We start from the raw sequence: 13,168 nt of genomic DNA on the forward strand, positions 1-13,168 counted from the left end.
ACGTCGCGACACAAAGCCCTTTTTTATAAAGCGCTCTAACAGAGAAACAAATACAAAATATCATGACTGAAAAATTACCTTTAGCGTTGTTTTTAATGGGCCCTACGGCATCAGGAAAAACAGATTTAGCTATCCGCTTACGTCAGAAATACCCAGTAGAGATCATCAGTGTCGACTCAGCATTGATCTACAAAGACATGGATATCGGCACCGCTAAACCGGATGCAGGAGAGCTCGCGCTCGCGCCCCATCGTTTGATTGATATTCTCGATCCAAGCGAAGCGTATTCTGCGGCAGATTTTCGTCGTGATGCGATCAATGAAATGAATAAGATTGTAGCGGAAGGAAAAATTCCGTTACTGGTTGGTGGCACAATGCTGTACTACAAAGCATTGTTGGAAGGCTTATCGCCATTACCGGCCGCGGATCAAGAGATTCGTAAGCAGATTGAAGCGGAGTCTATTGAACAGGGTTGGCAGGCATTGCATGATCAATTAAGAGAGATAGATCCCGTATCCGCTGAAAGAATACACCCAAATGATCCACAAAGGCTTTCAAGGGCATTGGAAGTTTACCGAATTTCGGGTAAAACATTAACAGAGCTAACTCAAACGAAAGGCGATAGCCTGCCATTTCGTGTAAAACAATTTGCAATAGCTCCCAAGGAAAGGAAAGAGCTCCATCGCCGTATTGAACTTCGCTTTGAGAAGATGATAGAGGCGGGGTTTGAAGATGAGATGAAGGCGTTATATGCCAGAGACGATCTTCACCCTGAACTGCCATCGATCCGATGCGTTGGTTATAGGCAGATGTGGGATTATTTAGATGGGAATTGCGATTTAGACGAAGCGGTTTTCCGTGGTGTCTGCGCAACCCGTCAATTGGCCAAGCGACAAATCACCTGGTTACGCAGTTGGGATGATTTAACTTGGTTGGATAGCGAAAACATTGATCAGGCGTTAGAAACTCTTTCAGATGCAATAGCATCTGATTAGTATTGCTGTGTATAATGTGATCGCTTTTTGCGTGAATATACTCTGAAAAGGATCAGTTATTGAGGCTTTTAAAAATCACAGCCTTTCAATAACAACGGAGTTTTTTTATTCGTTTAGCTCAGATGCAAAGGCCGCACCTTTTTGTGCACCACTAGCTAAATAATTACAACAAAATATAAATAAGGAAAATAAAATGGCTAAGGGGCAATCGCTACAAGACCCATTCCTAAATGCACTCCGTCGTGAGCGCATTCCAGTCTCTATCTATCTTGTTAACGGCATCAAGCTGCAAGGTCAGATCGAGTCTTTCGATCAATTCGTGATCTTATTGAAGAACACAGTAAACCAAATGGTTTACAAGCATGCGATTTCTACTGTGGTTCCTGCTCGTGCAGTTAGTCACCACAGCGGCGAGCAACAGCGTGCGCCATCTGATCGTCCAGAGAAGACTGAAGATTAATCGTTCAATTGATACAGCTTGCGCTGTAATAAGGAGTTGGTTGCTTGTTTGACCGTTATGAATCCGGCGAGCGAGCCGTACTTGTTCATATCAACTTCACGCAAGAGGGAGAATGGGAAGACCTAAGCGAATGTGAAATGCTGGTCTCCTCAGCGGGGGTAGAAACGCTACAAGTGATTACTGGTAGCCGACAATCCCCACTCCCTAAATACTACGTTGGAGAAGGTAAAGCCCTAGAAATCGCTCAAGCCGTTCAGCTGACCGGTGCTGAAATTGTGATTTTTAACCACTCTCTCTCTCCTGCCCAAGAGCGAAACCTCGAGCAATTGTGTAAATGTCGTGTGATTGATCGCACGGGTTTAATCTTAGATATCTTTGCACAACGTGCGCGAACTCATGAAGGTAAGCTACAAGTTGAGCTCGCTCAGCTTCGTCATATCTCTACCCGATTGATTCGTGGTTGGACTCACCTTGAAAGGCAAAAAGGTGGTATTGGTCTTCGTGGTCCAGGTGAAACTCAACTGGAAACCGATCGACGTTTGTTGCGTGACCGTATAAAAGCGATATTACGTCGTTTAGCGAAAGTGGCTAAGCAGCGTGAACAAGGACGACGTGCTCGTAATCGAGCTGAAATCCCAACAATTTCTTTGGTTGGTTATACCAACGCAGGGAAATCAACACTTTTCAATCAAATCACTAGTGCAGGTGTTTATGCGGCAGACCAACTGTTTGCAACTCTAGACCCAACACTACGTAAGATTGAATTGGCAGATGTCGGGCCTGCAATTCTCGCAGATACCGTAGGTTTTATCCGTCATCTACCACACGACTTGGTCGCTGCGTTCAAGGCTACGTTACAAGAGACGCAGGAAGCTGACATTTTGTTACATGTTGTTGATGCCAGTGATGACCGCTTTCGTGAGAACATTCAGGCTGTTCATGAAGTATTAGAAGAAATCGATGCTCATGAAGTGCCAACCCTTGTAGTCATGAACAAAATTGACTGCATGGAAGACCAAAAACCTCGAATTGAAAGAGACGAAGAGGGCGCACCACGCGCTGTTTGGGTTTCTGCAATGGAAGGAGAAGGAATTGAACTGCTGTTTGAGGCTTTAACTGAGCGTTTAGCGAGTCAAATGGTTCAATTCCGGTTGTGTATTCCACATCAACATCAAGGCCGTATTCGCAGCTTATTCTTCGAGATGAAATGTATTCAACAGGAAGAGTATGATGAAAATGGTAACTTGTTGATAGATATCCGAATGCAACAAATAGATTGGTCTAAACTTGAAAAAAGAGAAGGGGCGCTCTTAGGTGACTTTATCGTTACCAAAGAGACTGCTACAGTATAACGTCATATCAAATGATGGAGCTTTCTAATGGCGTGGAATGAGCCTGGAAATAATAACAACGGCGATAATAACGGCCGCGATAATGACCCTTGGGGTAAGAACAATAATCGCGGCGGCCGAGATCAAGGACCGCCAGACTTAGACGAAGTGTTTAGTAAACTAAGTCAAAAGTTAGGTGGCAAGTTTGGTAAAAAAGGTGGCAACGGTAACGGGCCATCTATTGGTGGTGGCGGTGCGATTGGCTTTGGTGTCATTGCTGTCATTGCGATTGCTATCTGGTTCTTCGCTGGTTTCTACACCGTTGGCGAAGCAGAAAGAGCCGTTGTACTTCGACTGGGTCAATTCGACCGTATCGAAGAACCGGGTCTTAACTGGCACCCACGCTTCATCGATGAAATTAAAGATGAGCAACTGGTTAACGTTCAAGCGATTCGTTCTCTACGTGCTTCTGGCACCATGCTAACGAAAGATGAAAACGTTGTGACGGTTGAAATGGGCGTTCAATACCGTGTTTCTGACCCGTACAAGTACTTGTATCGTGTAACGGATGCGGATGATAGCTTACGCCAAGCAACTGATTCTGCGCTTCGTGCGGTAATTGGTGACTCACTAATGGATAGTATCCTAACAAGTGGTCGTCAGCAGATTCGTCAGAGCACTCAAGAAACGTTGAACCGTATTATTGATAGCTACGACATGGGTATTCTGATTGTTGACGTGAACTTCCAGTCAGCACGTCCACCTGAGCAAGTGAAAGATGCATTTGATGATGCTATCGCGGCTCGTGAGGATGAAGAGCGTTTTGAACGTGAAGCTGAAGCTTACCGAAATGACATTCTTCCAAAAGCAACAGGTCGAGCTGAGCGTTTGAAGAAAGAAGCGGTCGGTTATTCTGAGCGTATTGTTAATGGTGCTTTGGGTCAGGTTGCTCAGTTCGAGAAGCTTTTACCTGAATACCAAGCTGCTCCTGAAGTAACACGTAACCGTATGTACCTTGATACAATGGAAAAAGTGTACTCAAGCACATCGAAAGTCCTGATTGATTCTGAATCAAGCGGTAACTTGCTATACCTACCAATTGATAAGCTAGGCGCACAAGGTGGTTCTCAGTCGGGCACTCGCCCTGCAAAAGCATCATCAACTTACGATCAAATTGAGTTAGAAACTCAAGCGGATCCAAAGTCTAGCACTCAAACTCGTTCAGACAGTTCACGTCAAGGGAGATACTAATAATGCGTAAATTAATGATCCCTGTATTAGTTGTGACGATTGCCCTTCTATTGATGTCACTATTTGTGATTCAAGAAGGCGAACGTGGCATGGTAATTCGTTTTGGTCGAGTTCTCGATGACAACGGCGTATCACGAATCTATGAACCAGGCTTGCATTTTAAACTGCCACTGTTTGATCGCGTAAAAGTACTTGATGCTCGTATTCAAACGATGGATGGTCGTTCTGACCGTTTCGTAACATCAGAGAAAAAAGACGTTCTAATTGATACCTACGCAAAATGGCGTATTGCTGATTTTGGACGTTTTTATCTGAGTACCGGCGGCGGCAATATCATGACGGCAGAAGCACTTCTTGAGCGTAAAGTGACAGATGTTCTTCGTTCTGAAATTGGTGCTCGTGAAATTAAGCAGATCGTGTCAGGCCCTCGTAATAAGGACATCCTGCCAGACTCTGCTGATAGCGAAGTTGTTACAACGGTAGCGGCTGCAGAAGCTCTAGAAGTTGATGGCGAACGCGACAAGATCATGGAAAACGTTTTGTCTGGAACGTCAGAAAGTGCGATGGCTGATTTAGGTGTTGAAGTTGTTGATTTCCGAATGAAGAAGATTAACCTTCCTGACGAAATCAGTGAATCTATCTACCGCCGTATGCGTGCAGAACGTGAATCGGTTGCTCGTAGACACCGTTCTCAAGGTCGTGAGAAAGCAGAAGTTATCCGTGCTCAAGCTGAGCTAGAAGTAGCAACAGTTCTTGCAGAAGCTGACCGTACAGCTCGAATCACTCGTGGTGATGCAGATGCAGAAGCAGCGAAGATCTACTCTGATGTGTACAGTAAAGATCCTGAGTTCTATGGCTTCATGCGTTCATTGCAAGCTTATGAGACTTCATTTAGCGATAAGAGCGACATTCTAGTACTGGATCCGAAGACTGACTTCTTCCAATACATGAATCAAGCGAGCGGCGCTCCAGCAAAATAAGCTGATGCGTTAGCGGATGCTGAGCTCAATAAGCAAAATACGTTAAAACTTAAAAGGCTCCCATTATGGGAGCCTTTTTGTTTTCTATTCTTTGAAGACTAAAGACTAAAGACTAAAGACTGAATATTGGCCATTGCGTCCTCGAGGGAAATCAAGCGACAGAGCCTTGCTTTGAGAGAGCCTAGCGGTAGGTCATGAAAGCGATAACGACGCCGGCAACCACAAGGCAACCGCCAATTCGGCGCAGTTGCGTGTCTGGCTGTTGGCTTAATTGAGCAACCATGTTTCTCCAGCCATTGGGTGCAATCAAGGGCCCCAGCCCTTCAACGATAAGAACAAGCCCGATTGCGAGCCAGATAGAATTAGACATGTTGCTGCCTTTTGCCTGTAAAAAGATAATAATATCAGCATCTTTACGGATTTTCGCGGTGTCATTGCAAATTTGCTTGTCGTTAGCTTTAACAATTATGAACAAAAAATGACTGCAAGAAATGTGATTCGGTGCTAGAATCCATTTTTAATTAGCAACAGAAATTGGAAAGATGGGAAATAACGTAGTCGTTCTAGGCACCCAATGGGGTGATGAAGGTAAAGGTAAAATCGTTGACCTTTTAACTGAAGATGCAAAATACGTGGTTCGCTACCAAGGCGGTCACAATGCAGGTCACACACTTGTAATTGACGGTGAAAAAACCGTTCTTCACTTAATTCCATCAGGTATCCTACGCAATAACGTTAAATGTGTTATTGGCAACGGTGTAGTATTATCGCCTGACGCACTTCTTAAAGAAATGAAACCTCTTGAAGATCGCGGTATCCCAGTACGTGAGCGTCTTTTCATCTCTGAAGCTTGTCCTCTAATTCTTCCGTACCACATTGCAATCGACAACGCGCGTGAAATTGCTCGTGGCGCTAAAGCTATCGGTACAACGGGTCGTGGTATCGGTCCTGCTTACGAAGATAAAGTTGCTCGTCGCGGTCTACGCGTTGGCGACCTTTTCGATAAAGAAGCATTTGCTGAGAAGCTAAAAGAAGTTATGGAATTCCACAACTTCCAACTAGAGCACTTCTACAAAGCTGAAACAGTAAGCTACGAAGAAGTTCTTGAGCAAGCGATGAGCTACGCAGACATGTTAACTGCGATGGTTATCGACGTAACTGACGAACTAGACGCAGCACGTAAGCGCGGCGACAAGATCATGTTCGAAGGTGCTCAAGGTACGCTACTAGATATCGACCACGGTACTTACCCATACGTAACGTCTTCTAACACGACTGCTGGTGGTGTTGCTGCAGGTTCTGGTTTTGGTCCTCGTCACATCGGTTACATCCTTGGTATTACTAAGGCTTACTGTACTCGTGTTGGTTCAGGTCCATTCCCAACTGAGCTATACGATGGCCTTGAAAAACAAGACCCAGTTGGTAAGCACCTAGGCGATGTTGGTCACGAGTTTGGCGCAACGACTGGTCGTCTACGCCGCACTGGTTGGTTCGATGCTGTTGCTATGCGTCGTGCAATCCAAATCAACTCTCTATCTGGTATCTGTCTAACTAAACTAGACGTTCTAGATGGCCTAGAAGAACTAAAAATCTGTACTGGTTACAAGATGAAAGATGGTTCTATCCTAGAAGTTTCTCCAATGGCTGCTGAGTCATTCGAAGAAGCGACGCCAATCTACGAAACAATGCCTGGTTGGTCTGAAAACACATTTGGTGCTAAATCTATCGACGCGCTTCCACAAGCTGCTCTAGATTACATCAAGCGTATCGAAGACCTAACTGGCGTTCCAATTGATATCGTATCAACTGGCCCAGATCGTAACGAAACTATCATCAAGGTTCACCCATACGGCGCATAATGCCCGCTGAGTGATTACCAGGCACTAACCGTGCTGTGGTAATTAAAGTACTTTGTTACTTTGTTAATTAGTTAATTAAAGTGCTCTGATAATGAAATAGTTTTCTAAAAGCCGACTTTATTAAGTCGGCTTTTTAATACCTGCAATTTAGCCACGCACTCTTTGATGGTGATCTTTTAAGCGTCATCAGGCAAAATATTGCCCATTAGCGGCAAGTTTTGTCTAAAGCCGTCAGGGTTATTGCCGATACAGATATCATGGAAAGTGAAGTTCACCCTGTTTTGTGCGTGTAGAAATCCTCTGCGGCCCTCAATAGATAACTTTAGCGACAGATAATAGAGTGCAGGTATGAAGCTACGAATTGTAGCAGCTTCATTGATAATGGCGCTGAGCTCACCCTTGAGTCATGCAAATTTGACTGACGTGGGAGAGCCCGTTCCAATATATACAGAAGCTGAACTGATTAATTTAATTGAGAATAATCAACATCTAGAGCGAGTGAAAGCTGATAAGTGCCAGTTAGTTGAAGATATCGTTGCTCGTGCGACGCGTATTAGCTTGCCTTCTTATGAGTTTTTATACGGTGATATGTTGGCTTGGGGCGTGTGTGTTCCACAAGATGTCGAGCTTGGCATTTACTATATGGAAAACGCGGCGCATCAAGGTTTACCGGCTGCACTAGAGCAGCTAGGTCGTTATTATTCTCGTGGAACCTTGGTTCAACAAGACAAAGAGCGCGCGATTCCGTATTTACGTGAAGCGGCCTCTATGGGTAACCTAAGTGCGAGTATTCACTTAGCGGAACTCTTGCTGCGTGATTACGGTAGCCCGTTAGATTATGAAGATGCTTACCGCTGGTTATACAACTCGGTGACTGCGGATGATAGGCAACACAAACGCATCACCGTGCTTCGTAGCGGTCTGGAACAGAGAATGCCGGACAACATTATCGCTCGAGCAAAACGTCGAGACGTGTTCTGGTAATTACGAATATTAATTAAGGTTGATGATGAACGACTGCACTCGTTAGCCATCTATCTTGATATAGAAAGATATCGTATTAAAAAGGCCTCGTAGGTAAATACCTATGAGGCCTTTTTTGATCTGAACTGCTTTTTTGTTTAACCGCTTTTTAGATTAAAAAGAAAGCGCAGTGATTTATAGTCCTAGCCGTTATTGAACAACTTCACCAGATTCAATCACCGTCTTACGAACGACTTTGGTGAAATCGAGTGCTTCTTGGCGAATTTTATCTTCATCGACCGTTAGCATGTCGCGGTCTTGCATGATGATCTTACCGTCAACTATGGTGTGGCGAACGTTACCCGAGTTAGCTGAGTAAACTAATGCAGAGTATGGGTTGTAGACCGGAACCATGTTTGGCGCTTTCGTATCGATCACTATGATGTCGGCGAGTTTACCGGCCTCAAGAGAACCGATCTTATCTTCCATGTGTAGCGCTTTTGCTGCGCCCATTGTTGCCATGTCGATCACTTTGATCGGCGGCATTGCGGCACGATCTTTATTCACCAGCTTGTGAACTTTAGCGACTTGGTTGAATTCATCAATGGTGCTCAGTGTGTTACCAGACATTGGGCCATCAGTACCTAAACCAATACGAACGTTTTCGTCGTACATCTTAAGGGCAGGAGATACGCCTTTTGCTGACTTGATGTTGGCACTCATGTTGTGAGCGACACCCATATCCGATTTTTTCACCAGTTCGATATCATGATCGTCAACGAGGATCATGTGTGCACCCACCAAGTTTTTGTTGAGTGCGCCAATGCTGTCCATGTATTGAACCGGTGATAACCCATCTGAACGCTCGGCGATTTTCTCTTCTTCACGGTGTGATTCTGCAAGGTGAATCATTACTGGTACATCGAGCTCTAGAGAGAGCTTAGAGATCTTCTGCAGTATCTCTGTGGTGTTGGTGTAAGGCGCGTGTGGTGCAAACGCGGGTGTGATACGCGGGTGGTCTTTGTATTCTTCAATGAAATTCAGCGCGTATTGGATGCCTTCTTCCGCGTTGGCAGCGTCTGCGACTGGGAACTTAATAACGGTTTCACCAAGAATGGCACGCATACCGATCTTATCGACAGTTTTCGCAACTTCATCTTCGAAGTAGTACATGTCGGCGTAAGTCGTGACACCGCCTTTTACCATTTCAACGTTACCGAGATTAGCGCCAATGCGTACCATGTCTCGCGATACCAGTTTCTTCTCTAGAGGGAAGATATAACGGTGAAGACGGTCAGGCACATCATCGGCCAACGAACGGAAAACCGTCATCGATACGTGAGTATGAGTATTGATGAGACCTGGCATCACGATATCGCCATCCACGTCTAACACTTGTTTCGCTTGGTACTGCTTCTCTAGTGAAGCATCACCAACGGCAATGATTTTGTTGTCTTTTACGACAACAGTACCGCTCTCATAAACCGTTTTGTCTTGGTTCATGGTTAGAACCATCGCATCGGTAATCATCAAGTCAGCTTTTTCCATTGCTGAACTCGCAAATGGAAATAGAGCGAGGCTTGCCATTGCTGAAGCCAATAGGGTGCGTTTTAGTTTCATATCAATACTCAGAACAGGAGTTGGTAAAGTGTCAGGATAATAGTGTATTTCATTCATGGCGCAAACGTTTGTTTTATCGTTTGCTTGAAATTTTGATGATAGTCCGCCTCTATGAAGCGATGTTTCACAAAGTGAAGATATGTATCAATCTTAGGTTATTTTAGGCTTTTCCAAAGCATATCTGTAGCTTACCCCTAGCATCAGATATACTAGGGGTATATACATTCCTTGCTTAAGCAGGCCCGCCTATGTCAAAAAACACACCAATGTCAGAAAACACGACAGCGACAACCACTGTTGATCCTTTTGCCGACCGAGAGTCGAAAAATTACGAAAACCCAGTACCAAGCCGAGAGTTCATTATTTCGTTTCTAACAGACGCGAATATCCCAATGAACCGTAACGATCTATTCGAAGCTTTGGGTTTGGCTGGAGAGGAACAATATGAAGGGCTGCGTCGTCGTTTACGTGCAATGGAACGTGATGGACAGCTTATCTTTACCCGTCGTCAGTGCTACGCATTGCCTGAGAAGATGGAATTGATTAAAGGCTATGTGATTGGTCATAAAGACGGTCATGGTTGGGTTCGCCCAGACGGCAGTGTGGGTAAAGACAATGATATCGTGTTGCCGCATCACCAGATGAAAACCATCATGCACGGTGATTACGTACTGGCTCAGCCGACTGACAACAGTAAACGTGGTCGTCGTGAAGGTCGTTTGGTTCGTGTTCTTGAAGAGCGCAAAACCCCACTTGTTGGCCGCTTCTTCCTAGAATACGGTCATTCTTACGTGGTTGCTGATGATTCTCGTATTAGTCACGACATCCAGATCCCTACCGAGCATAAAGGCGGTGCTCGAATGGGTAATGTGGTTGTGATTGAAATTACGGATCGTGGTGGTCGTTCTCGTAACATGATGGGTAAAGTGACCGAAGTTCTTGGTGAAAACATGGCTCCGGGTATGGAAACGCAGATCGCGATCCGTACTCACCAGATCCCACAAGAGTGGCCTGAAGCGGTAGATAAGCAAATCGTAAACCTCGGTGAGCACGTTCCTGAAGAAGCAAAAGAAGGACGTGTTGATCTACGCAAACTGCCATTGGTTACCATTGATGGCGAAGATGCACGTGACTTCGATGATGCGGTTTACTGTGAAGCGAAGAAAGGCGGAGGCTGGCGCCTGTGGGTAGCGATTGCTGACGTAAGTTACTACGTTCGCCCAGACACTGCGCTAGACAAAGAAGCGATTAACCGTGGTAACTCGGTATACTTCCCGTCACAAGTTGTGCCAATGCTGCCAGAAGTCCTTTCTAATGGTTTATGTTCATTGAACCCTCAAGTTGACCGTTTATGTATGGTGTGTGAGATGACTATCTCAGACAAAGGTAAACTGTCGGGTTACAAGCACTACGAAGCGGTAATGAACTCTCATGCCCGTCTGACTTACAACAAAGTTGGCGCTATCTTAGATGGCAATGAAGAACTTCGTGAGCGTTACGAGCCAGAAGTGCCGCATCTTGAAGAGCTTCATAAGATGTACAAGGTACTTAAGAAAACGCGTGACGAACGTGGTGCGATTGAGTTTGAAACGGTAGAAACTAAGTTTATCTTCAATGCGGATCGTAAGATTGACCGTATTGAACCAGTCATCCGTAACGATGCACACAAGATCATCGAAGAGTGTATGATTCTTGCGAATATCGCATCGGCGTCTTACGTAGAAAAAGCGAAAGAACCTGCACTGTACCGTGTTCACGATACTCCGGGAGAAGAGCGCTTAACGGGCTTTAAGAGCTTCCTTAGTGAGCTAGGTTTAACGCTGGAAGGTGGCCTGTCGCCATCACCAGTAGACTATGCACAACTGATGCAACAGATTAATGAGCGTGAAGATCGTGAGTTAATCCAAACCATGCTACTGCGCTCGATGAAGCAAGCGGTATACAACGCGGACAACGCGGGTCACTTTGGTTTAGCTCTTAAACGCTATGCTCACTTTACCTCGCCAATTCGTCGTTACCCAGATTTGTTATTGCACCGCGCGATTAAGTACCTTATTGCGAAAGAAGAAGGCCGTCAGAGTGAGCGTTGGACGCCAACCGGTGGTTACCACTACACTTTCGATGATATGGACTTCTACGGCGAGCAGTGTTCAATGACTGAGCGTCGTGCTGATGATGCTACGCGTGAAGTGAACGATTGGCTGAAGTGTGAGTACATGCAAGACCATGTCGGCGAAGTGATGGATGGCGTAATTGCTAACGTGACTGGCTTCGGCTTCTTTGTTCGTCTCACTGAACTGCACATCGATGGTCTGGTACATATTTCAGCGCTAGCGAATGACTACTATCAATTTGATGCTGTTGGTCAGCGTTTAGTCGGTGAAAGCTCAGGTAACATCTACCGCTTGGGTGATTCGGTTAAAGTGAAGGTTTCTGCGGTTAATCTAGAAACTCGCCAAATCGACTTTGATTTAGAAGACACCGATCGTCAGCCTCGTGGTAAAGGTAAAACGGCCAAGAAGCGTGCAGCTGAAGCGATGAAAAAGGCGAAAAGCAAAAAGCGTTCAGCGGTGAAGAGTAATAAGCCGGGTGTACCTGCGACGCCTTTAGTTGAACCCACTAAGCGACCAGACGGTAGCTCTGAAAGTTCAGCTAAGAAGAAGTCAGCGAATAAAACCGGTGCTGCGAAAGCGCGAGCTAAGAAAAAGCGTACCGCAAGTCGTAAGCCAAAGGCTGATAAGTCTTAAGTTTATAAGTCTTCAGCTTAATAAGGGGCTTTGCTAGTTAGGTTTAGCACAGCGCTAATTTAATGCGACATGACTTTAACGCGAGATGACTTTAACGCGAAAAGATTTTAATGCGAGAGTATCAGGCGCAAGACGCATACTCTCGAAATAAACAACACAGGGGTGGGTGCATCGGGTTTGATGTCATTCATCTCTGAGCAATAAGAGTAACCAGAGACAATGAGTAACGAATTTATTTACGGTATTCACGCGGTGAAAGCCGTACTAGAAAAAGATCCAGCACGCTTTATTGAAGCGTACGTGCTTAAAGGTCGTCAAGACGATCGTCTTCTTCCATTACTGAATCAACTGCAGCAATTTGGTGTGTCGATTCAACAAATGGGCCGTAAGCCGCTTGATGAAAAAGCACAGGGTGCAAATCACCAAGGTCTTATTGCTAAGGTGAAGCCTGCTAAGCAGCTTAATGAAACTCACCTAGACGATATCCTAGCGCAGCACGAACAGCCTCTGCTGTTGGTTCTAGATGGCGTAACAGACCCTCATAACCTAGGTGCTTGTCTACGTAACGCGGATGCTGCTGGTGTGGCGGCTGTTATCGTACCTAAAGATCGCTCTTCGCCGCTAACGGCAACCGTAAGCAAGGTAGCGTGTGGTGCGGCTGAAACCGTTCCTCTAGTGCGCGTAACCAACCTAGCCCGTACAATGCGCGCTCTACAAGAGCAAGGTGTATGGTTCGTGGGTACCGCAGGTGAAGCGACGCATGACATCTACCAAGCGAAGCTAACGGGTCCTCTTGCGGTAGTTATGGGTGCAGAAGGTGACGGTATGCGTCGTTTAACGCGTGAAACCTGTGATGACCTAATTAAGATTCCAATGTCAGGCAGCGTGTCGAGCCTCAACGTTTCGGTAGCATCAGGCATCTGTCTGTTCGAAGCGGTACGTCAGCGCCTAGCTCAATAGCG

The 13,168-nt window shown here is 45.5% G+C and carries 11 protein-coding genes; 9 read left to right on the top strand and 2 right to left on the bottom strand.

All coding sequences use genetic code 11. The features are described from left to right. Nucleotides 1–62 precede the first annotated feature (62 nt). From miaA to hflC, 5 genes are all read left to right on the top strand, one after another. Nucleotides 63–995 carry a tRNA (adenosine(37)-N6)-dimethylallyltransferase MiaA gene (gene miaA, locus AC3CID_RS01320; RefSeq protein ID WP_054548395.1) on the top strand — a complete coding sequence of 311 codons (933 nt, stop codon included), beginning with the start codon at nt 63–65 and terminating at the stop codon, nt 993–995. 193 nt (nt 996–1,188) lie between these two features. After that, complete coding sequence (hfq, locus tag AC3CID_RS01325) at nt 1,189–1,455, top strand: RNA chaperone Hfq (protein WP_004735866.1); 267 nt, start codon at nt 1,189–1,191, stop codon at nt 1,453–1,455. A 44-nt stretch (nt 1,456–1,499) separates the two neighbouring features. Next, nucleotides 1,500–2,807, top strand: coding sequence for a ribosome rescue GTPase HflX (gene hflX, locus AC3CID_RS01330; RefSeq protein WP_004735864.1), 1,308 nt, complete (start codon nt 1,500–1,502; stop codon nt 2,805–2,807). Between the two features lie 27 nt (nt 2,808–2,834). After that, a complete protein-coding gene (gene hflK / locus AC3CID_RS01335) occupies nt 2,835–4,037 on the top strand; it encodes an FtsH protease activity modulator HflK (RefSeq protein ID WP_017078236.1) in 1,203 nt (400 codons plus the stop codon). Between the two features lie 2 nt (nt 4,038–4,039). Beyond that, complete coding sequence (hflC, locus tag AC3CID_RS01340) at nt 4,040–5,017, top strand: protease modulator HflC (RefSeq protein WP_054548394.1); 978 nt, start codon at nt 4,040–4,042, stop codon at nt 5,015–5,017. Nucleotides 5,018–5,198: 181 nt separating this feature from the next. On the opposite strand, the gene AC3CID_RS01345 is transcribed toward hflC, so the two are convergent. Next, on the bottom strand, nt 5,199–5,387 hold the full coding sequence (locus AC3CID_RS01345; RefSeq protein WP_026012244.1) for a DUF2065 domain-containing protein: 189 nt from the start codon (nt 5,385–5,387) through the stop codon (nt 5,199–5,201). Between the two features lie 172 nt (nt 5,388–5,559). On the opposite strand from AC3CID_RS01345, the gene AC3CID_RS01350 reads away from it, so the two are divergent. Both AC3CID_RS01350 and motX read left to right on the top strand, forming a co-directional pair. Continuing rightward, a complete protein-coding gene (locus AC3CID_RS01350) occupies nt 5,560–6,876 on the top strand; it encodes an adenylosuccinate synthase (protein ID WP_017078237.1) in 1,317 nt (438 codons plus the stop codon). A gap of 348 nt (nt 6,877–7,224) precedes the next feature. Beyond that, nucleotides 7,225–7,860 (top strand): flagellar protein MotX, encoded by a 636-nt coding sequence (gene motX / locus AC3CID_RS01355; RefSeq protein ID WP_004735859.1) that lies wholly within the window; start codon nt 7,225–7,227, stop codon nt 7,858–7,860. Between the two features lie 189 nt (nt 7,861–8,049). Here the strand turns inward: motX and AC3CID_RS01360 are convergent, their stop codons facing one another. Further along, nucleotides 8,050–9,459 carry an amidohydrolase gene (locus AC3CID_RS01360; protein WP_029224282.1) on the bottom strand — a complete coding sequence of 470 codons (1,410 nt, stop codon included), beginning with the start codon at nt 9,457–9,459 and terminating at the stop codon, nt 8,050–8,052. A 248-nt stretch (nt 9,460–9,707) separates the two neighbouring features. Between AC3CID_RS01360 and rnr the strand changes: the two genes are divergently transcribed. Together rnr and rlmB are read left to right on the top strand one after the other, a co-directional pair. Continuing rightward, nucleotides 9,708–12,206, top strand: coding sequence for a ribonuclease R (gene rnr / locus AC3CID_RS01365; RefSeq protein ID WP_017078239.1), 2,499 nt, complete (start codon nt 9,708–9,710; stop codon nt 12,204–12,206). A 219-nt stretch (nt 12,207–12,425) separates the two neighbouring features. Continuing rightward, nucleotides 12,426–13,166 carry a 23S rRNA (guanosine(2251)-2'-O)-methyltransferase RlmB gene (gene rlmB / locus AC3CID_RS01370; protein WP_004735856.1) on the top strand — a complete coding sequence of 247 codons (741 nt, stop codon included), beginning with the start codon at nt 12,426–12,428 and terminating at the stop codon, nt 13,164–13,166. Nucleotides 13,167–13,168: the final 2 nt, after the last annotated feature.

The organism is Vibrio sp. QJM3NY_21 (assembly GCF_057785975.1).

Bases quoted from the DNA above. Each gene is read 5' to 3' on its own strand.
- miaA (WP_054548395.1), top strand. From the start codon at position 63: ATGACTGAAAAATTACCTTTAGCGTTGTTTTTAATGGGCCCTACGGCA.
- hfq (WP_004735866.1), top strand. From the start codon at position 1,189: ATGGCTAAGGGGCAATCGCTACAAGACCCATTCCTAAATGCACTCCGT.
- hflK (WP_017078236.1), top strand. From the start codon at position 2,835: ATGGCGTGGAATGAGCCTGGAAATAATAACAACGGCGATAATAACGGC.
- hflC (WP_054548394.1), top strand. From the start codon at position 4,040: ATGCGTAAATTAATGATCCCTGTATTAGTTGTGACGATTGCCCTTCTA.
- AC3CID_RS01345 (WP_026012244.1), bottom strand. From the start codon at position 5,387: ATGTCTAATTCTATCTGGCTCGCAATCGGGCTTGTTCTTATCGTTGAA.
- AC3CID_RS01350 (WP_017078237.1), top strand. From the start codon at position 5,560: ATGGGAAATAACGTAGTCGTTCTAGGCACCCAATGGGGTGATGAAGGT.
- motX (WP_004735859.1), top strand. From the start codon at position 7,225: ATGAAGCTACGAATTGTAGCAGCTTCATTGATAATGGCGCTGAGCTCA.
- AC3CID_RS01360 (WP_029224282.1), bottom strand. From the start codon at position 9,459: ATGAAACTAAAACGCACCCTATTGGCTTCAGCAATGGCAAGCCTCGCT.
- rnr (WP_017078239.1), top strand. From the start codon at position 9,708: ATGTCAAAAAACACACCAATGTCAGAAAACACGACAGCGACAACCACT.
- rlmB (WP_004735856.1), top strand. From the start codon at position 12,426: ATGAGTAACGAATTTATTTACGGTATTCACGCGGTGAAAGCCGTACTA.